Source organism: Candidatus Merdisoma sp. HCP28S3_D10, from assembly GCF_052065835.1.
Taxonomy (GTDB): domain Bacteria; phylum Bacillota; class Clostridia; order Lachnospirales; family Lachnospiraceae; genus Laedolimicola.
Window position 1 is genome coordinate 956056 of the sequence record NZ_JBQHTG010000001.1, and the last position, 19872, is coordinate 975927.

Here is a 19872-nt window from a genome sequence, read left to right on the forward strand (position 1 = left end):
ATTTTTCATTGACAAATCTACAGATTTTGCTAAAATAAAAGAAACAATAATTGTTATCATTATTAAATAAAGGAGGGTCTTTATGCCAGCTTTAAAATATAGCCGCCAGCGGGAATCTATCAAGCGTTTTCTGCTGTCCCGGTATGATCACCCCACCGCAGATACCGTCTATCTGCATGTAAAAGAGGAATTCCCGAACATCAGCCTCGGTACCGTCTACCGCAATCTTGCGCTGCTGACAGACCTGGGAGAGATTATCAAGATTACCACCGACGGCGCCGACCGGTTCGACGGCCATGTGGATCCCCATTCTCATTTTATCTGCAGGAAATGTCATTCCCTGTTTGATATTTATATGGAAGATGAAGGGTTTATCGATGAAAAAGCCCAGCACGTATTTCCGGGAATTATCGAAGGACATGCGGTACAGTATTACGGTCTGTGCGAGGAATGCGCAAAGAAATGCAGCTCCTGATGTATATCAGAAGGGATTCCTTCTATAATAAGAGATAACTCCTGCAGAATTCGAAAATTAATTGATAATTATTTTTAAATACTGCTTGACGAAATTAGGAATCCGTGCTATATTAATACCAGTAACAGGAATTGTTACTGATATCGAAAGAACTAGAACTAAAAAATTTAACGATTATAAAAAAGGAGATTACGATTATGAAAACATGGGTATGTACAGTATGTGGTTATGTTTGGGAAGGCGAGACAGCACCGGAGAAATGTCCGCAGTGTGGAGTTCCGGCATCCAAGTTCAAAGAGCAGGCTGAGGGTCTTACCTGGGCAGCTGAGCATGAGGTTGGCGTAGCACAGGGCGTGAGCGAGGATATTCTGAACGACCTGAGAGCAAACTTCAACGGCGAGTGCTCCGAGGTTGGTATGTATCTGGCAATGGCTCGTGTAGCTCACAGAGAAGGCTATCCGGAAATCGGTCTTTACTGGGAGAAGGCTGCTTACGAAGAGGCTGAGCACGCTGCTAAGTTTGCAGAGCTGCTCGGTGAGGTAGTAACACCCAGCACAAAGAAGAACCTGGAGCTGAGAGTTGCAGCTGAGCACGGCGCTACCGAAGGCAAGTTCGACCTTGCAAAGCGCGCAAAGGCCGCAAACCTGGATGCAATCCATGACACCGTACATGAGATGGCCCGCGACGAAGCCCGCCACGGCAAAGCATTCGAGGGACTGCTGAAGAGATACTTTGCGTAAGCTATAAGCCATGCATAAAAAGTAAGGAAATGGTTCAGAGGGAGCTTGCTCACTCTGGGCCATTTTTTTACTTTTTTATAGGGCGCCAGCCCGACAGCGAGATGCAGCGCAGCGGCAATCGAGCTGCATGGCTTATAGCTTTCCATAACCTACAGGCCATTTTTTTACTTTTAAATTGCCCCTTGACATTTGTTCTTTTTCGAATATAATATGAATATAGTTGCACATAGTTTTAAATACTACATATAGAATTATCAAAAACCATATAATGTTTTTTACAAGTGAAAGGGGTTGTTACCATGAAGTTAGAAATCAAAGATCCGGGAAGTGCCATCACTCATTTTATCGGTATGATGATGGCGGTTTTTGCCGCTACACCGCTTTTAATCCGGGCAGCCAGTAATCCGGACAAAATCCACCTCATTTCCTTAAGTATTTTTATCGGCAGCATGATTCTGCTGTACGCGGCCAGTGCCACCTATCATACGCTGAATCTGTCCGAGCGGGCCAACCGGATTTTACGGAAAATCGATCACTGCATGATCTTTGTGCTGATCGCCGGCTCCTATACTCCCGTATGTATGATCGTCCTGAGCGGCCGGATCGGTTATACCCTCTGCGCTCTGGTATGGGGTATCGCTCTCGCCGGCATTATCCTGAAGCTGTTCTGGATTACCTGTCCCAAATGGTTTTCTTCTGTCCTGTATATTGCCATGGGTTGGGTATGTGTGCTGGCTTTCACGCAGATTCTGAACGCCCTCTCCCCGGCAGCCTTCGGCTGGCTGTTGGCCGGTGGCATCATTTACACGGTGGGCGGTATCATCTATGCGCTGAAGCTTCCTATCTTCAATGCCCGTCATAAAAACTTCGGCTCCCACGAAATCTTCCACCTGTTCGTTATGGGCGGAAGTATCTGCCACTTTATTATGATGTACGTCTTTGTGGCAAGGATGCCCCTCGGACTGTAAGACGGCAAGACATCAGGGAGGCTCTGTTTTCGCAGAGCCTCCCTTTTCGATCATCTAACCTGTATTTGCATAAAGGAACTCCTTCGCATATAATTAAGAAAGGTTTACAACAGATTTTACTATAGCAAGGGAGCTGGGACTCTCTTATTTCGGAGAAAATTATGAATTACACCTATATCCTCCGGTGCGGCGACGACTCGCTATACACCGGCTGGACCAACCATCTGACAAAGCGCGTGGCGGATCACAACGCAGGACGCGGCGCCAAATATACCAAAGCGCACCTGCCCGTAGAGCTGGTCTATTATGAGATCTTCGACACGAAGGAGGAGGCCATGAAGCGGGAATGCGCCATCAAAAAATTAAGCCGCCCCCAGAAGGAACGGCTTATTGCTTCCACTTCCAATCTTCTCAGGAGAGAAGCTCCTTCGGATTGACGCTCTCTCCGTCTTTCTTCACCTGAAAATACAGGTTGCAGCCCTCTTTGCTGTAAAAGCGGGTAGGCTCTGCCAGATACCCGATCAGATCCCCGGTCTGCACATAATCGCCCTGCTGCACCACCGGATCCTTGAGCTGTCCGTAGACAACCTCATATCCATTTCCGATATCCATGGTAAGGGTTGTGCCAGTTTCGTCCAGATTTTCTATGGAAGTCACCTTCCCCACCGCAGCACTCAGTACGCTCTGATCCGGCGTCCCTTCTATGATCATGGCCGGACTGTATTTGTATTGATCCAGCGTCGGAAAATAAACCGTCTTATCCATACTGTAATCTACCAGAATATTGCCGGCAATGGGCCAGAGCAGCTTGTCCGTCTCGGCCGAAAAGGACAGGGGCGGCGCTTCCGCACCCGCGTCCGCTTCTTCGATCACCACCGGCCCGTCCAGAGCTATTTCCGCGTATTCTCCCTCCAGCTCCGCTTCTTCTGCCAACCCGGCCTTCTGCGTGGAAGCCTCTTCTTCCCCGCTCCGATCCCGGGATGCCGTTCCTGAAGCCGCCTGGCGCTCTGACCGGGCTTTTGCCTCCGCTTCCTTCTGCTCCCGGGCGGCCTTTGCCTCTGACAGCTCCTGCTGCCGGGCCTTCACTGCCTTCTCGGCGTCCGCCATTTCCTGCTCCAGCTTTTTCTGCTGTTCTTCCGTCTTTTCCACTGTATACATTCCGAACATGGTCACTCCGGCCAGCAGACACAGGCTCAGGGCTAAGGCTGCCCTTCTTTTGCCTGCGGGACTTCCATTCGTCTTCTTTTTTCCTGTCATAAGCTTCACCTCTGCTAAATTATTCCGCTGTTTTCATGCTATCCCTAGCATAGCCATTTTCCGTAAAGCTTATACAATCCAGATTTTTATAAAAATACGCCAGAATTTCCCGGTACTTCCAGCCCTCCGCCGCCATAAGATTGGCGGTATACTGACTCATTCCAAAGCCGTGTCCAAGCCCCCGGGTGACGATCCGGACGCCTTCTTCCGTCTCCTCCGCTGTAAAGCAGCTGGAATTCAATCCATAACGAAACCGGAAGTCCTCTCCGGTCAGCGTTTCCCCGTCCAGACTCAGCTTTGTCACGTAGCCCGCGCTGTCCCTGCTCTCTATCCCGGGCAGCGCAACCCCCGGAAGATACATAATTCGAAGATAATCCGCAGCCTCTGTATCCCCGTCACATGACGCCGGCTCCATCCAGCGATAGTCCTCACCCAGCAGGCTTCCCTCCCGGGTCTTTCCGGCGCTGACCGCGTGATAGGGAACCTCCACCGGCTGTCCCTCCCACACCAATACCTGACCGGCTGTCTCTTCTGCCGCGCGGCTGCATTTTTCTTCATAACGCCCCCTGTTTTCCCGATTCCAAAGCTCCTCTTCTTCTCCGGCAAAGCCATGAAATCCCAGCTTCTCCAAATCTGCCTCCCGGACCTCTGCCCCGGCTTCGGCGGGTTCTGATATGCCATAATATTCCTCCGCCTTTTTCAGAAGGTTCGTACGAATCACCACCGCCTGGGCCTTCAGGGCTTCCGGCTCGCAGGTTACGGGAATCTGCACCGGCAAAATCCGCTCTACGCAGCGCTCCAGTTCTGTCTGTCTCTTTTCCGCTTCCTCCTCCGTCCGGCCCATGCCGAATACCACCGCCACATAGGGCAACAGGATTAAAATAATCAGAATGGAAAGACTGATTTTTATTTTTTCTCTCATTTTACATTTTATGAGTCAAAAAAAGAGATAGACATGAAATCTCACATCTATCTCTTTTGCGTTATCTGTTTTATTCGTTCAGACGCTTTATTTTGTGCTGACTTCCAGATCCTCCGGCGGAAGCTCTACCGTCATCTTGTCCAGATGCCAGATATCGTCCACGTACTCCTGAATGGTTCTGTCAGAAGAGAACTTGCCGCTGCATGCGGTGTTCCAGAGAGCCTTCTTCGCCCACTGCTTCTCGTCCCGGTATACAGACTCGATTTTGGCATGAGTCTCTGCATAAGAACGGAAATCCTTCAGGATAAAGTAGGTATCTGCCCGATCGCTGTTGTTGGTGTTCAGCAGAGAATCATACAGATCACGGAACATTTCCGGATCCTGAGGTGCGTAATAACCATTGATCAGCTGCATCAGCACGTGACGGATATCCTGATCGGAATTGAAGATATCCATGGGGTTGTAGCCGCCATGCTGCTCATAGTTAATCACCTCGTCTGCGCTCAAACCGAAGATAAAGGCGTTTTCCTCACCCATCTCTTCTACCATCTCCACATTTGCGCCGTCCATGGTTCCGATGGTCAGGGCTCCGTTCAGCATGAACTTCATGTTACCGGTACCGGACGCCTCCTTGCTGGCGGTGGAAATCTGCTCGGATACATCTGCCGCCGCGAAGATCAGCTCTGCGTTAGATACGCGGTAATCCTCGATAAATACCACCTTCAGCTTGCCGTTAATGGACGCGTCGTTGTTGATCACGTCTGCTACGGAGTTGATCAGCTTGATGGTCAGCTTCGCGCGGCGGTAGCCTGCCGCTGCCTTCGCACCAAAGATAAAGGTTCTCGGATAGAATTCCATATCCGGATGCTCTTTGATCTTGTTGTACAGATACATCACATGCAGAATGTTCAGAAGCTGACGCTTGTACTCATGCAGTCTCTTAACCTGTACGTCAAAGATGGAGCGCGGATCTACGGTAATACCGTTGTGCTCCTGAATGTATTTCGCCAGACGCACCTTGTTCTGATACTTGATGTTCATGAACTCCTGCTGCGCCTTCTCATCGTCTGCGTAGATCTTCAGCTTGCTGATCTGGGACAGATCGGTGATCCACTCATCGCCGATGTGATCGGTCACCCACTGAGCCAGCAGCGGGTTGCCGTGAAGCAGGAAACGACGCTGGGTAATACCGTTGGTCTTGTTGTTGAACTTCTCCGGCATCATCTGATAGAAATCCTTCAGCTCCTGTTTCTTCAGGATCTCTGTATGCAGACGGGCTACACCGTTGACAGAATGGCCTGCGGCGATAGCCAGATGAGCCATCTTTACCTGTCCATCATAGATGATAGCCATCTTGCGGATCTTCTCCTGATCGCCCGGATACTTGTTCTGGATTTCAATCACGAAACGGCGGTTGATCTCCTCGATGATCTGGTATACACGGGGAAGCAGACGGGAGAACAGCTCGATGGGCCATTTCTCCAGAGCCTCTGCCATAATGGTATGGTTGGTGTAGGCACAGGTCTTGGTGGTTACCTCCCACGCCTCATCCCACTCCAGGCCTTCCTCGTCAATCAGGATACGCATCAGCTCTGCCACTGCTACGGTCGGATGGGTATCGTTCAGCTGGAATGCCGCCTTCTCGTAGAACTTGCGGATATCCTCATGGTTTCTCTTATAGCGGGCAATGGCCTCCTGTACGCTGGCGGAGATAAAGAAATACTGCTGCTTCAGACGCAGCTCCTTGCCTGCCATGTGGTTATCGTTGGGGTACAGAACCTCTACCAGCAGCTTTGCCAGGTTCTCTTCCTCTACAGCCTGCTGATAATCGCCCTTATCAAAGGCGTCCAGACGGAAGGTATTCATAGCCTCCGCATCCCAGATACGAAGGGTATTGACTACGTTGTTGCCATAGCCTACTACCGGAAGGTCGCAGGGAATCGCGCGTACAGCCTGGTATCCCTTCTGAATGAAATGGCTCTTACCGTTCTGATCCACCTCTACGTCCACATAGCCGCCAAACTTGACGATCTTTGCGTACTCGGGACGGCGGAGCTCAAAGGGATTGCCATCGGAAAGCCAGTCATCCGGAATCTCTTTCTGATAGCCGTTCTCAATTTTCTGTTTGAACATACCGTAGCGGTAACGGATACCGCAGCCGTATGCCGCATAGCCCAGGGTTGCCAGAGAATCCAGGAAGCAGGCTGCCAGTCTTCCCAGACCGCCATTTCCCAGAGCTGCGTCCGGCTCCTGATCCTCAATCACGTTCAGATCACAGCCAAGCTCCTCCAGGGCTTCCTTTACTTCATCATAATAAGTCAGATTAATCAGGTTATTGCCAAGCGCGCGGCCCATCAGAAATTCCATGGACATATAGTACACGATCTTCGGATCCTGCTTTTTCATCTGCTCCTGTGTCGCAATCCACGCATCGATGATTGCGTCCTTGGTAGCCAGTGCCACCGCATGAAAAATCTGGTGCTGCGTTGCCTCTTCAATCGGTGTCCGGTACAGAGTTTTCACGTTGTAAACTACGCTTCTTTTGAAGAGTTCCTTGTCGAAAGGTCTCTTGCTCATAATGGTTTTCCTCCTCGTTTACCGTATCGGTTGCGCATAGGCGCGCTTTACGCGCGCTCTACGCCCAGTGTAACATTCTCGCCGTTGATGCTCCATTCCTTCACGTAGCCATCTGCCTCGTCAAGCTTCACATCCACAGCCAGAACCTCAGATTTGATCTGATCCGCGTTTGCTTGGATCAGAGCCTCAATCTTCTCATTTCCCTTGCAGGAAATGACGATCTTGTCTGTTACCTGGAAATCTGCCTCTTTTCGCATGGTCTGCACCTTGCTGATGATCTCGCGGACAAAGCCCTCCTCGATCAGCTCCGGCGTCAGCTTGGTATCCAGAACTACGGTAATGCTGTTGTCTCCGTCGGATACAAAGCCCTCGGTCTGAGCCATGTCAATCAGCAGATCCTCTTCCGATAATACCACAGATGTGCCATTTACGTCAAATGTGAGGCTTCCCTTCTCCTTCAGCTCGTCCATAGCGGCGTTGCCGTCTACCTCAGCCAGGTGCGCCCGGATACCGTTCAGGCATTTGCCGTACTTGGGTCCTACGGTCTTCAACTGGGGCTTAAAGCTGTAGGTGGTAAAGGCGCGGACGTCGTCTGTAAACTCTACGGCCTTCACGTTCAGCTCGTCCTCAATGATCTCACAGTAATACTCTGCCAGCTTGTAGGGAGCCTTCACATACATCTGCGCGATAGGCTGACGGTTCTTGATGTTGGCAGTATTCCGGCAGGCACGTCCCATTACAACGATCTTCAGGACCTCGTCCATGTCGCGCTCCAGCTCCTCGTTGATCCATGCCTTATTTACAACCGGGAAGTCGCACAGATGGATGCTTTCCGGCGCATTCTTATCAATGCTTCTTACCAGATTCTGGTAAATCTCTTCTGTCATGAAGGGAACCATGGGCGCTGCCGCCTTGCAAATGGTTACCAGGGAGGTATACAGCGTCATATAGGCGTTGATCTTATCCTGCTCCATACCCTTTGCCCAGAAACGCTCACGGCTGCGGCGTACATACCAGTTGGACATATCGTCCACGAACTCCTGAAGCGCTCTTGCAGCCTCCGGAATCCGGTAGTTATTCAGGTTATAATCTACCTCGCCCACTACTGTGTTCAGCTTGGACAGAAGCCATTTATCCATGACGCTCAGGGAATCATAATTCAGCTCATACTTCGTTGCGTCAAATTCATCAATGTTCGCATACAGTACGAAGAACGCATAGGTGTTCCAAAGAGTACCCATGAATTTACGCTGTCCCTCCTGTACCGCCTTGCCATGGAAACGGTTGGGCAGCCAAGGCGCACTGTTGATATAGAAATACCAGCGGATAGCGTCTGCTCCGTATTTCTCCAGCGCGTCAAAGGGATCTACCGCATTTCCCTTGGATTTACTCATCTTCTGGCCGTTCTCATCCTGTACATGGCCCAGAACGATAACGTTCTCATAGGGAGCCTTGTTAAACAGCAGGGTGGACTCTGCCAGCAGGGAATAGAACCAGCCTCTGGTCTGGTCTACCGCCTCGGAAATGAACTGTGCCGGGAACTGCTGATGGAACAGCTCCTGATTCTCGAAGGGGTAATGATGCTGCGCAAAGGGCATAGCTCCGGAATCGAACCAGCAGTCCAGTACCTCCGGTACACGGCGCATGGTCTTGCCACAGTGCGGGCACTTTACGGTAATCTCATCGATATACGGACGATGGAGCTCTACAGTTTTAACCTTCTCATCGCCGCTCATTTCATAAAGTTCTTCTCTGCTTCCGATGGATTCCTGATGTCCGCAGTCCTCACACTCCCAGATGTTCAGCGGAGTTCCCCAGTAACGGTTACGGCTTACGCCCCAGTCCTGGATATTCTCCAGCCAGTCGCCAAAGCGGCCTTTACCGATGCTCTCCGGAATCCAGTTGATGGTGTTGTTGTTGCGGATCAGATCGTCCTTTACCGCTGTCATCTTGATGAACCAGGATTCCCGTGCGTAGTAGATAAGCGGCGTATCGCAGCGCCAGCAGAACGGGTAATCATGCTCAAACTTCGGCGCGTCGAAAAGCTTGCCCTCTGCGTCCAGATCCTTTAAGACCTCCGGATCTGCCTTCTTTACAAACAGACCTGCGTAGGGGGTCTCCGCTGTCATATTTCCCTTGCCATCTACAAACTGAACGAAAGGCAGATCGTATTTTCTTCCCACACGGCCGTCGTCCTCACCGAAGGCCGGAGCGATATGAACGATACCGGTACCGTCAGACATGGTTACATAATCGTCTACAGTTACATAAAAGCCCTTCTTATGCTGCTTTGCTGCCAATTCTCCGGCGCACGCATACAGCGGCTCGTATTCCTTGTACTCCAGATCCTTGCCCACGTAGGTCTCCAGAACCTCGTAAGCCGGTTTTCCTTCCTCTGCCAGTCTGCCCAGCACCTTGTCTGCCAGAGCCTCTGCCAGATAATAGGTGTAGCCGTCTGCCGCCTTTACCTTGATATAGGTATCTGTCGGATTCATACACAGAGCCACGTTGGAAGGCAGAGTCCAGGGCGTCGTGGTCCATGCCAGGAAATACGCGTCCTCGTCCTTTACCTTGAAACGGACGATGGCAGAACGCTCCTTAACCTGCTTGTAGCCCTGAGCCACCTCATGGCTGGAAAGGGGCGTACCGCAGCGGGGGCAATAGGGAACGATCTTGAAGCCCTTGTACAGAAGACCCTTCTTCCAGATCTCCTTCAGCGCCCACCACTCAGACTCGATATAATTGTCGTCGTAGGTAACATAGGGATGCTCCATATCTGCCCAGAAGCCGACGGTACCGGAGAAATCCTCCCACATTCCTTTATATTTCCATACGCTCTCTTTACACTTGCGGATAAACGGATCCAGACCGTACTGCTCGATCTGCTCCTTTCCGTCCAGGCCCAGCATCTTCTCTACTTCCAGCTCTACGGGAAGTCCGTGGGTATCCCAGCCGGCCTTTCTCGGAACCATATAGCCCTTCATGGTGCGGTATCTGGGGATCATATCCTTGATAACACGGGTCAGCACATGACCGATATGGGGCTTACCATTGGCAGTAGGCGGTCCGTCGTAGAAGGTGTAGGTTTCGCCTTCCTTACGGCTGTCCATGCTTTTCTCGAAAATATGATTTTCATTCCAGAATTTTTCGATTTCTTTCTCCCGGCCTACGAAATTCAGGTCGGTTGATACCTTGTTGTACATGATTTTTCCTCCTTTTCTGTCGAAAAAAAACGACCTTCGTCCTGTAACAGGACAAAAGCCGATCGCTTCTGTGAAACCACCTAATTACAACATGCCATCACATGCGTCTCCCATAACGGAGGAATTCCGCCGGTACCTAAAAATCCTTTCTCTTCGTATCCAGAATTCTTTCAGCCCGGAGCTCGGAAGTGATTTTCAAAAAGTCCTACTCGCACCGGGCTTCCACCCTCCCCGGTTCTCTGTGCCTTTTGGCGCTTTTCTACTCTCTTCGTCAATGCCTTTTTCCTGGTTCGCTTGTAATTGCTTACTAATCGCTAGTATACCCCGCTTTTGCAGGCTTTGTCAACTGTTCGCGGTGGTTTTCCCCACTTTTTTCTTAAAGATATTTAAACTTTTCGCCGAAGCCCTTGCACCAGTAATCGAAATAGCATATACTTAAATTTACATTTGTTACAAATTTTTATACACATTTATGTTCAGGAGTGTTTTATTATGAAATTTTCACATAGATTCCGGTTTTTTACAGGTCTTCTGACCCTTTCCCTGGTGGGTTCCCTTTGTTTTGGCTCTGTTTCCGCGGACGCGGCCAAAAAAGCATCCCGGAAATCCGCCAAACAGATCGCTGCCGAAAAGGCTGCGGCGGAACAGCTGGAGGCAGAGCGGCAGGCCTCCTATAATAAGGAAATCAATTCCAATTCCATCGAGGACTGGCCCCAGGGACCACAGATTTATGCAGAATCTGCCGTGGTCATGGAGGCTTCCTCCGGAGCGATCCTTTATAATAAGGATATAGATATGAAAAATTATCCCGCCAGCATTACAAAGATAATGACGGCACTGCTCACCCTGGAGCACTGCTCCCTGGACGAGACGGTGACCTATTCCTATAACGCGACCCACACCATCGACGCGGGAAGCAGCAGTATCTATACCACCGAGGACGAGCAGCTCACTGTGGAGCAGTCTCTCTACGCCCTGATGCTGGAGTCTGCCAACGAGTGCGCCAACGGCCTGGCAGAGCACATTGCCGGTTCCATTGACGCCTTTGCGGAAATGATGAATCAGAAGGCGGAAAAGCTTGGCTGTACCAACACCCATTTCACCAACGCCAACGGCCTCCACAATGACGAGCACTACACCAGCGCCCACGATATGGCGCTGATTACCAGAGCGGCGATTCAGAATGAGGATTTTCTCCGTATCTCCGGTACCGCCAAATATCAGATGCAGCCCACCAACAAGCGGGATGAAATCACCTATATGACCAACCACCACTACATGATTGCCCCCTATAAGGGGATCACCAAGTATCTGGACGATTCGGTCATTGCCGGAAAAACCGGCAACACCAGCGTGGCCAAGGGAACTCTGGTTACGGTCGCGGAGCGGAACGGCATGACCCTCATCGTAGTTACCATGCGCACCCAGTCCACCGGTGAAAAGGGCGTACCCCTGTTTACTGATACGGCGCTGCTGCTGGACTACGCTTCCGAAAATTTCAGCAAGATTAACGTGGCGGATAATGAAACGAATTTCTCCGTATCCAATTCCAACGCTTTTTATGTGGGAAGCGCCATCTTCGGCCAGTCCAAGCCGCTGATTCAGATCGACAGCAATGACTGTATTGTGCTTCCCAATGGAGCCTCCTTTGCGGACGCCTCCCCGGAGCTGACCTTCCAGGATGAAAATTCAGATTCCAATGTGATTGCCACCTTATCCTACTCCTACCATGGAGAGCCTGTGGGAACTGCCTCCATTGAGCTTACCCGGGATAATTTACAGGAATTTACTTTTGATAAAGAAACGGAAGCCACCCAGGATACTGACACTACCGAAACAGAGGAACCCATTCAGCGGAAGCATTTTATTAAAATCAATGTGCGGCTGATTCTGATCTCTGCCGGCCTGATTCTGCTGCTGTTCCTGCTTTACCGTCTGTTCCGGCATCTGATGAATACCTTCCGCTTCTCCTTCCGTCTGCCGAAGCTTCGCAGAAGACGCCCCCGGAACCGGCGCGGCTCCTACGGAGCGCCCCGGAAACAGGCCAAAAATAAGCGCCCGGAGAACCGTTATCACCGGACGCCAAAGGCTCGTGGGGGCTGGGACGATCTGGACCTATAATTTCCATATTTCTCTGGCCTCTGCCAGCCGTTCGTCAAACTGTTCATAGAAGTCCCTGTCTTTCTCCCAGGGCTTCTGATAAAAGTTCTTCAGAATATAAAGATCCACCATTTTCTGATACTGTTCACCGTCCTGCTCTCTCAGCCGGGCGGTGATTTCTTTTAGAAAATAATGCCAGTCAATGATGAATTTCTCATTGCGCTTCAGATCCGGCGTGTCAATCCATTTCTGCACCTTTACCTTCAGCTTGGGCTCTTTGGGACATTCGTGCACCTGCAGGAAATACTGAAAGCTGTGATTCTCATAAAACCGGCCCAGCGGAAAGATCCGGCAGAAGCCCGGCCGCAGCGCATGAATACTACAGCGCCCTTCCCCATTCAGGAAGCCACAGCGTTCATTTTCTCTGGAGGTTTTCATATTCGGCAGAATAATCCCCTCCACCAGATTCAGCTCCAGCTTGTCCTGCAGAAGCGCCTCAAAGCTCACCTGCAGCCCCGCAGTCAGCCGCCATACATCGTAAGGATCCAGAATAATTGTGCTTCCCATGCTTTCGCAGCACCGGGAGCAGCCTGCGCAGCCGCCACAGTCCGCCTTCACCATATCCCGCAGACCATAGAGCCTTCCGTCGGAAACCTCCTTCATATCAATCTCACGTTCCATTGTTTTTCTCCTTGTCTGTTTTCTTATTTTATGGTACACTGTTCCAGTGAGGTCAGTCAAGACTGACTCGCAGGTTTCTGATGACAGCCGGAGCCAACGGCTCGAAAAAGCCCGGATATACGGCATGTGTTCCCATAGTTAAATGGATATAACAAGCGCCTCCTAAGAATATGTTTATCACGGGCCAAATGATTTTTTGAAATTTGAAGTCCGGTTCGAATGGAGTCGCGAATTCGGCGTTTTTCTAACGCCGGGGAAGAGGAACATTTTTAAGCAAATTGCTTTCAAGGGGCAAAAATCCATTAGCAAAATGACCGTTTTTCTAATGGATTTTCCCTCTGAAATATAGATCGTCACCTTGGACGAAACGCAAAAAACCGCGTAAAATACGCGGTAGCAACGAGCCAAAAAGACGCATTTATGCGGATATTTGGCGACTGCCGCGACACCGAGCGAAAGCGAGGTGCAAGGAAATTTCATAGATGTCTCTGTAGCTCAGCAGGATAGAGCGTCCGCCTCCTAAGCGGAAGGCCGCTGGTTCGAATCCAGTCAGGGACGCCAGCGCACTATCGCGGAAGATTTTTTACGAAATCTTCCGCGTTTCTTCTAATAAAAAAGAAGCTTCATTGATGAAGTGCTAAAAAAACAGGGCTTTTATCTAATGAGGAAAAACACCCCGAAACGGTGATTCCGCTAAAAATGGCGCATGTTTCCGTGTTCACCGGTGTATCTGGGTGTAAATCTATAAAAAATCGGTCCTGACAGCAATAAAATGCCGATATTTAGCCTGAGGCTGATGTGATGGAAGAACCGGTTAAGATGCATATTTCTAAACGCATTAGAAATTCAGATTGCGATATTTTAGATTTCTAAAAACAAGCGCCAATATTGAAGAAATCTTTAAAGATGGAGGTAGGAAAACCATGACAGTACGAGAATTGGCAATGCGGCTTAAAGAGATGTATGAGAATAGCAGCAATGAAAAGACAACCATGATTCACTTGTTTGGCATTATGTATGCTGAAGAAATCAAGGGATGTGAATCTACTCCCAAAGAGATTTTGAAGCTTGCCAATATGCCTGAATCTTATCAAACCGAGATAAGCAAAGGTGTCAGGTTATCAAAATATGTTGATGTAAAAGAACGATACTCCAATTTATAAAGACTAACGATATTTTACATAGCCCTGTGGTGACGAAAAATCATCACAGGGCTTTTGTCGTCTCCGGACTTTCCCGGCGGCGGCTCAAAACTATGGAGGATATCGTGATGAGAAAAAAAGTGAAACGCAAAACCATTCTGATCGACGGGATCAGATATTACGATGACAAGCCGGATACCTGCCGCAAGTGCTTCTTCTGGAAGAACCGCAAGGTTGGCTGTGTCCTTGGAACGCAGAATTGCTACTACCTGGCTGAGGCGGTAAAGACCGAGCAGGAAAAGAAATGTGAGAGCTGCTGTTACGCCAAAGGACATCCCTGTGTCAGCGCTGTCTGCTACAAGGAGCTGGACGCATGGCTCAGAGCAAACCGGGCTAACCGCGCGAAGGAAGAAGGTGCGGCAAATGAGTAAGAAGGATGAGATCTTTCGAAGATATGAGAAGCTGGCGAAGGTTGCAAAGAAAGAAAATCCCGGGAATGCATCGGACCATAAGCCCGGAAGCTGCGCTCACTGCCTCTACTATCGTCCGGATTTCAAGTATCGCCGGTGCCAGTTCACCAGGTGTCCCTACGGTAAGGATAAGGATGTGTTTCGCAAAAAGCCTCTGAAGCGCGATAAATTCTCCTGAAAGCAGGTGGTGACTATGAGTGTTTGATTATTTCTACGGAGCCCAGGCAGAACAGTTTGCCTTCTACCGGGTTCCCAAGGTGCTTTTTACGAATGACCGGTTCAAATATCTGTCTGCTGAGGCGAAAACTTTGTATGGCATCTTACTGGACCGCGTTCCCCTCTCTGCAAAAAACGGATGGATCGATGAACAGGGCCGCGTGTATATCATCTGCACGATTGAAGAAATCATGGCGGACATGAACTGCGGAAACAAAAAAGCGATCCAGTTGTTATCGGATTTGGAGGACAAGGTCGGTCTCATTGAGAGAAAGCGTCAGGGGCTGGGAAAACCAAACCTGATCTATGTGAAGAACTTCATATCGGTGGACAGCCCTGTGGAGAGACATTTCTTGAAATGTCAAAATGACACTTCTGGAAGTGTCGAAATCACATCTCTTGAAGTGTCAAAAGGACACGGAAATAAGACTGATAATATTAATACTGAGTATAGTGATACCGATTCCTTCTATTCCGACAGAAATGTCGGGAAAGGAAGCGAAGCGATGCGGATCCGAGCTCAATATGAGGATTATTTCAGAGAATCTCTCGAGCTGGATTATCTTTCCCGGGATAGGACACTTGATCTGGATACCATTCAGGCTATGGTCGATCTCATGGTTGATGTATGCTGCTCCACAAGAAAAAGCATTCGTATCAATCGGGAAGATATGCCAATCGAAGTCGTAAAAAGTCGATTTATGAAGCTGAATGCAGAGCATATCAAATATGCCCTGATGACACTGGCAAACAACACAACCCGCGTTAAGGACATGAAGCAGTACATGCTGGCGGTCCTCTACAACGCACCAACTACCATCAGTTCTTACTATCAGAACTGGGTACAGCACGACATGGCCAATGGCTTGATCTAGGAGGTGATCATTATGTCGAGAGCCACAATCATGGCTGTTGTAAATCAGAAAGGCGGAACCGGTAAGACTACCACCTGCGAAAATCTGGGCATTGGCCTTGCCAATGAGGGAAAAAGAGTGCTGCTCGTGGATACGGATCCGCAGGCGTCCCTAACCATTGCCCTTGGACATCCCAGACCGGATGATCTTCCGGTTACGCTGACCGACCTTATGGCGAAGGTCATGCAGGATCAGCCCATCGCACCTAAGGAGGGGATCCTGTCACATGAAGAAGGCGTAGATCTTGTTCCTGCAAATATCACGCTGTCAGGTATGGAGGTGTCGCTGGTCAACGCCATGAGCCGCGAAACTGTTTTAAGGCAGGTTTTAGATGCTTTGAAATTTCAGTACGACTATATTCTACTGGACTGTATGCCCTCCCTGGGCATGCTGACCGTCAATGCACTTGCCGCATCGGATCAGGTTCTCATTCCTGTCCAGGCGAACTATCTGTCGGCAAAGGGTCTGGAGCAGCTGCTTCAGACGGTGAACAAGGTCAAGCGTCAGATCAATCCCAAGCTTCGAATCGAAGGAATTCTGCTGACTATGGTGGACCTTCGTACCAACTTTGCAAAGGAGATCAGTACGCTGATCCGCGATACCTACGGCAGCAAGCTGAAGGTCTACGACGCAGACATCCCTCGCTCCGTCCGTGCTGCGGAAATCAGCGCGGAGGGCGTGAGTATTTTCAAACACGATCCGGGCGGCAAGGTCGCTGAAGCCTACCGGGGTCTGACAAAGGAGGTGCTTCAGAATGCCGAAAAGAGGCGGAAACATCAGCTTGACCAGCTACGATGATATCTTTGAAACGGATGAAAGCCGTGCAGAGAGTCAGCTGGAACGAGTGCAGAATATCAGCATCAGCGAGCTGGTGCCCTTTAAGGATCATCCCTTCAAGGTCGTGGATGATGAAGCCATGCTTCGAACAACGGAGAGCATCGCACAGTACGGTGTGCTGACGCCTCTGATTGCGAGACCGCTGGAAAACGGCGGTTATGAGATCATCTCAGGACATCGCCGTGCCCATGCTGCTGAGCTGGCAGGGCTTACGGATGTTCCGGTTCTGGTAAGGCAGATGGATGATGATGCCGCCACGGTGCTCATGGTCGATTCCAATCTTCAGAGAGAAAACATACTGCCCAGTGAGAGGGCTTATGCGTATATGATGAAGAATGAAGCAATGAAACGCCAAGCAGGACGGCCCTCCAAAGAGAATTGTGGCCAACTTGGCCACAATTTCTTCGGCAAGAAAACAGTGGAGGTGTTAGCTGAAGAATCTGGTGAAAGTGTAAAACAGGTCCAGCGCTACATCCGTCTTACCAACCTCATTCCCGAACTTCTGGAAATGGTCGATCAGAAGCAGATTTCCTTCAATCCGGCGGTTGAGCTTTCCTACCTCGCTCCGGAGGAACAGGAAATCTTCATGCAGGCCATGGATGAAGTGCAGGCTTCCCCTTCTCTTTCTCAGGCTCAGCGCCTGAAGAAGCTGGCGCAGGAAGGCGATTTCGCCATGGACGCTGCCAGAGAGATCATGAATGAAGTGAAGAAAGGCGATCTTGAACGGGTTACCTTCCGAAATGAACAGCTGAGGAAGTATTTCCCCAGGTCCTACACCACACAGCAGATGCAGGACACCATTATCAAGCTTCTGGATCAGTGGCAGAAAAAGAAAGCCCGCGATCAGGAACGATAATTTAGTACCAATACCCCGAGCACTGTCAGAAGCAAGCCTTTTGATAGTGCTTTCTTTTTATCCAAAACACGAAAAGGAGTATCAATCAATGACTGAAAAAGAAATGATGAAGCAGATGCAGGACCTGCTTGGTATCCGGAAAAAGCCTTCCGAAAAAGAGGCTGCAGCGATTGAGCTTGCAGATTCTGTAGATGAGCTGGCAGAAATGTTCTGTGACAGTGCCATTGTCCTTTCCCGAATTTCCAGCCTGCTTCAGAGGAAGAAGAATCCCTGGAACACAAAGGATTTCAAAGGCTCGGATAACTGGGACGAGGATGATATGGCCTGTATGGACGCTACTGTCCTTTTTGCGGTTCCCGGCAAGCCGGTACAGCTGATGACGGAAGAAGACGCCCTGTCAAAGTTTCCGGGTTTTGATGATGAGCAGACGTTTTATTGTGTTGAGATCGGCAATCATCTGTTTCTCCACTATATGGAGCACACCTGGGAAAGTGAAGATGATATCACCATTACGGCTCCGGTTTATATTGCCAGAGTCAATGACGATGAAACCGAATGTGAGGAGCTTACCGCGATGGACTTTCTTGCTGCAATGATCTTTTTGAATGACCATTTCGTGACCATTACCGGTGAAGACGGAAAGACCATCTGTGGTTACTGGCTGCCGAAAGAGAAAAGGGAGGACTAACACATGGATTTTGATCAGTTTAAGATTCAGGTTGTCGATGAGATGCGTGAGCGCTTCCCCGCTCTGGATATCGGCATTCAGGCTGTTTCGAAGCTGCAGGGAGAATCCTATACCGGACTGGCTGTCAGCCCTGCAGGCAGTAACGTTGCTGCTACGATGAACCTGGACTATGTTTTCAAACGTGTTGAGGACGGTATGCCTATGGAGACGGCCCTTCACAATATTGAAAAGCAGGTGGCAGAGATTGCCGGAAGCATACCTCAGTTCGATACCCGGGCGCTGATGGATTACGATCAGATGAAGGAAACGCTTACCCTTCAGATGATTCCCATTGCCGGAAACGAGGAAAGGCTTTCCGAGATTCCTCACAGACCTGTGGAAGACATGGCTCTTGTTTACCGCTTCGAGATGGAAAGTAATGAGCAGGGCTCTGCCAGCATTCTCGTAACCAACAACATGCTTCAGACCTATGGCATTACTGCGGATCAGCTTCATTCGGACGCTATGGAAGCTGCCGTGCAGAACCATCCGGCGACCCTTCGCAACATGAACGACGTCATGCGTGACATGATGGGCGATGCTGCCGGTATGTTTCTTCCGGATGAGCCTTCTCCCATCTGGGTTGCTACGGTAGAGGGCGGTCAGAACGGTGCCTGCACCATTCAGTATCCGGATTTTCTGGATCAGGCGGCTGAAACGATGGGCGGCGATTTCTACGTTCTCCCTTCTTCGATCCATGAAGTTCTGTTCATTGCCGATGACGGAAGTATGGAGCTCAGTCATCTGGAAGAAATGGTGCGAAGCATCAATGAGGCGGAGGTTGCCCCTGCAGACCGGCTCTCCGACAATGTATTCCACTACGACAGTGAAGCGCATACCTTTGAAAATGCCCGTACCTTTGAGGCCCGCGAGGCTGCCATAGTAGAAGCCATGCTTGCCGATGAGCCCGCTGGATTTGTGGAGGCAGATACGATTACCATGCTTCTTGTCGAACCCAATGAGCACCCGAAGATCATTGAAGCAAAGACCGGCCTTGAAGATCTTCAGCAGCTGGTAGGCGGCTTTATTGAGGTTGTTTATCCCTTCGAGGATCCTGTTGGCCTGATTGTTAATGAGGAGGGAAAAATCAACGGTTTGCCTCTCAACCGTGCTCTTCGTGATGAGAACAATGAGGTCTATGATGTGATTGCCGGTTCCTTCCTGGTGACCGGTCTTACGGAGGACAGCTTCGGTTCCCTCACTCCGGAGCAGGTCGGCAAGTTTGAAGAGCTGTTTCACCAGCCGGAGGCCTTCGTGAAAATGGGACGCAGCATCATGGCGATCCCGATTCCCGAAGAGGCCCTCCAGTCACGCGAAACGGTGAAAGCTGCCGAAGAGATCGGCGGTAAGCCGAAGCACAAAAGGACTGAGCATGACGGTCACTGATGATGTTGAAAGAAGGAGGTACACATGGTTAGACCACTGGCATATATCACTGCAAACTGGAGTGATAACGAATTTGAAGCGAAAAGCACAGCCCTGCGTTATTGCCGAAAGGTGTATGATACAGGGTTTTCTCCTATCTGTCCGAGGCTCATGTATGAAGGACTCTTACGGGATGAGATCCCCCAGGAGCACAAGGACAGGATTGAAATGGCATCGGAGCTTCTCAGAAGATCCCGCATTCTCGTAGTTTGCGGCGACTCGATGGATGGACAGGTCAAAGACGATATCGGTCTGGCAAAGAGGCTCCGTATTGCCGCTACGACTCTTGACGGCATTATGAAGGTGGAGGGCTCCGCCGGAAAAAAGGTATGATGCCGGAAAAACGAACTGAAGGAGGTGGT

Annotated in this window: 19 protein-coding genes and 1 tRNA gene; 15 read left to right on the plus strand and 5 right to left on the minus strand. The window is 50.0% G+C overall.

Features of this window, described 5'->3' with window-relative positions; genetic code table 11:
* Positions 1-82 precede the first annotated feature (82 nt).
* From ACTNCH_RS04385 to ACTNCH_RS04400, 4 genes are all read left to right on the plus strand, one after another.
* Positions 83-475 carry a Fur family transcriptional regulator gene (locus ACTNCH_RS04385; protein ID WP_441018999.1) on the plus strand — a complete coding sequence of 131 codons (393 nt, stop codon included), beginning with the start codon at positions 83-85 and terminating at the stop codon, positions 473-475.
* A gap of 197 nt (positions 476-672) precedes the next feature.
* Entirely contained in the window at positions 673-1215 is a 543-nt protein-coding gene (locus ACTNCH_RS04390) for an NADH peroxidase (protein WP_158361388.1), read from the plus strand.
* Positions 1216-1514: 299 nt separating this feature from the next.
* A complete protein-coding gene (gene trhA, locus ACTNCH_RS04395) occupies positions 1515-2183 on the plus strand; it encodes a PAQR family membrane homeostasis protein TrhA (RefSeq protein ID WP_441019002.1) in 669 nt (222 codons plus the stop codon).
* 161 nt (positions 2184-2344) lie between these two features.
* Positions 2345-2620: a GIY-YIG nuclease family protein gene (locus tag ACTNCH_RS04400; RefSeq protein WP_441019004.1), complete on the plus strand. Its 276-nt coding sequence runs from the start codon at positions 2345-2347 to the stop codon at positions 2618-2620.
* Here the strand turns inward: ACTNCH_RS04400 and ACTNCH_RS04405 are convergent.
* The 4 genes from ACTNCH_RS04405 to ileS form a co-directional block, all read right to left on the minus strand.
* Positions 2595-3440 carry a murein hydrolase activator EnvC family protein gene (locus tag ACTNCH_RS04405; RefSeq protein WP_441019006.1) on the minus strand — a complete coding sequence of 282 codons (846 nt, stop codon included), beginning with the start codon at positions 3438-3440 and terminating at the stop codon, positions 2595-2597. The two genes, ACTNCH_RS04400 and ACTNCH_RS04405, sit on opposite strands and share 26 nt — an antisense overlap.
* Positions 3441-3459: 19 nt before the next feature.
* Entirely contained in the window at positions 3460-4362 is a 903-nt protein-coding gene (locus tag ACTNCH_RS04410; RefSeq protein ID WP_441019008.1) for a SpoIID/LytB domain-containing protein, read from the minus strand.
* Between the two features lie 87 nt (positions 4363-4449).
* The gene (locus ACTNCH_RS04415; RefSeq protein ID WP_441019010.1) at positions 4450-6939 is read right to left on the minus strand and encodes a glycogen/starch/alpha-glucan phosphorylase; all 2490 of its coding nucleotides are present in this window, start codon (positions 6937-6939) and stop codon (positions 4450-4452) included.
* Positions 6940-6986: 47 nt separating this feature from the next.
* Positions 6987-10142 carry an isoleucine--tRNA ligase gene (gene ileS, locus ACTNCH_RS04420; RefSeq protein ID WP_441019012.1) on the minus strand — a complete coding sequence of 1052 codons (3156 nt, stop codon included), beginning with the start codon at positions 10140-10142 and terminating at the stop codon, positions 6987-6989.
* A gap of 492 nt (positions 10143-10634) precedes the next feature.
* Between ileS and ACTNCH_RS04425 the strand changes: the two genes are divergently transcribed.
* Positions 10635-12263: a D-alanyl-D-alanine carboxypeptidase family protein gene (locus tag ACTNCH_RS04425; RefSeq protein ID WP_441019014.1), complete on the plus strand. Its 1629-nt coding sequence runs from the start codon at positions 10635-10637 to the stop codon at positions 12261-12263.
* Here the strand turns inward: ACTNCH_RS04425 and ACTNCH_RS04430 are convergent.
* Positions 12258-12923, minus strand: coding sequence for a YkgJ family cysteine cluster protein (locus ACTNCH_RS04430; protein WP_441019016.1), 666 nt, complete (start codon positions 12921-12923; stop codon positions 12258-12260). The genes ACTNCH_RS04425 and ACTNCH_RS04430 overlap by 6 nt on opposite strands.
* A gap of 484 nt (positions 12924-13407) precedes the next feature.
* Between ACTNCH_RS04430 and ACTNCH_RS04435 the strand changes: the two genes are divergently transcribed.
* The 10 genes from ACTNCH_RS04435 to ACTNCH_RS04480 all read left to right on the plus strand — a co-directional run bounded on the left by ACTNCH_RS04435 (position 13408) and on the right by ACTNCH_RS04480 (position 19843).
* Positions 13408-13484 (plus strand) — tRNA-Arg (locus ACTNCH_RS04435).
* Positions 13485-13846: 362 nt separating this feature from the next.
* Positions 13847-14086, plus strand: coding sequence for an HTH-like domain-containing protein (locus ACTNCH_RS04440; RefSeq protein ID WP_441019018.1), 240 nt, complete (start codon positions 13847-13849; stop codon positions 14084-14086).
* A gap of 107 nt (positions 14087-14193) precedes the next feature.
* Entirely contained in the window at positions 14194-14496 is a 303-nt protein-coding gene (locus tag ACTNCH_RS04445) for a hypothetical protein (protein ID WP_441019020.1), read from the plus strand.
* Positions 14489-14713, plus strand: coding sequence for a hypothetical protein (locus ACTNCH_RS04450; protein WP_441019022.1), 225 nt, complete (start codon positions 14489-14491; stop codon positions 14711-14713). Before ACTNCH_RS04445 ends, ACTNCH_RS04450 begins: the two co-directional genes overlap by 8 nt.
* A gap of 19 nt (positions 14714-14732) precedes the next feature.
* Complete coding sequence (locus tag ACTNCH_RS04455) at positions 14733-15626, plus strand: DUF6017 domain-containing protein (RefSeq protein WP_441019024.1); 894 nt, start codon at positions 14733-14735, stop codon at positions 15624-15626.
* 12 nt (positions 15627-15638) lie between these two features.
* Complete coding sequence (locus ACTNCH_RS04460; protein ID WP_441019026.1) at positions 15639-16463, plus strand: ParA family protein; 825 nt, start codon at positions 15639-15641, stop codon at positions 16461-16463.
* Complete coding sequence (locus ACTNCH_RS04465; RefSeq protein WP_441019029.1) at positions 16420-17358, plus strand: ParB/RepB/Spo0J family partition protein; 939 nt, start codon at positions 16420-16422, stop codon at positions 17356-17358. Before ACTNCH_RS04460 ends, ACTNCH_RS04465 begins: the two co-directional genes overlap by 44 nt.
* 88 nt (positions 17359-17446) lie before the next feature.
* Positions 17447-18046, plus strand: a complete 600-nt coding sequence (locus ACTNCH_RS04470) for a hypothetical protein (protein WP_441019031.1) — start codon at positions 17447-17449, stop codon at positions 18044-18046.
* Between the two features lie 3 nt (positions 18047-18049).
* Positions 18050-19471, plus strand: coding sequence for a DUF5688 family protein (locus ACTNCH_RS04475; RefSeq protein ID WP_441019033.1), 1422 nt, complete (start codon positions 18050-18052; stop codon positions 19469-19471).
* Positions 19472-19495: 24 nt separating this feature from the next.
* Positions 19496-19843: a DUF7768 domain-containing protein gene (locus ACTNCH_RS04480; protein ID WP_441019035.1), complete on the plus strand. Its 348-nt coding sequence runs from the start codon at positions 19496-19498 to the stop codon at positions 19841-19843.
* Positions 19844-19872 lie beyond the last annotated feature (29 nt).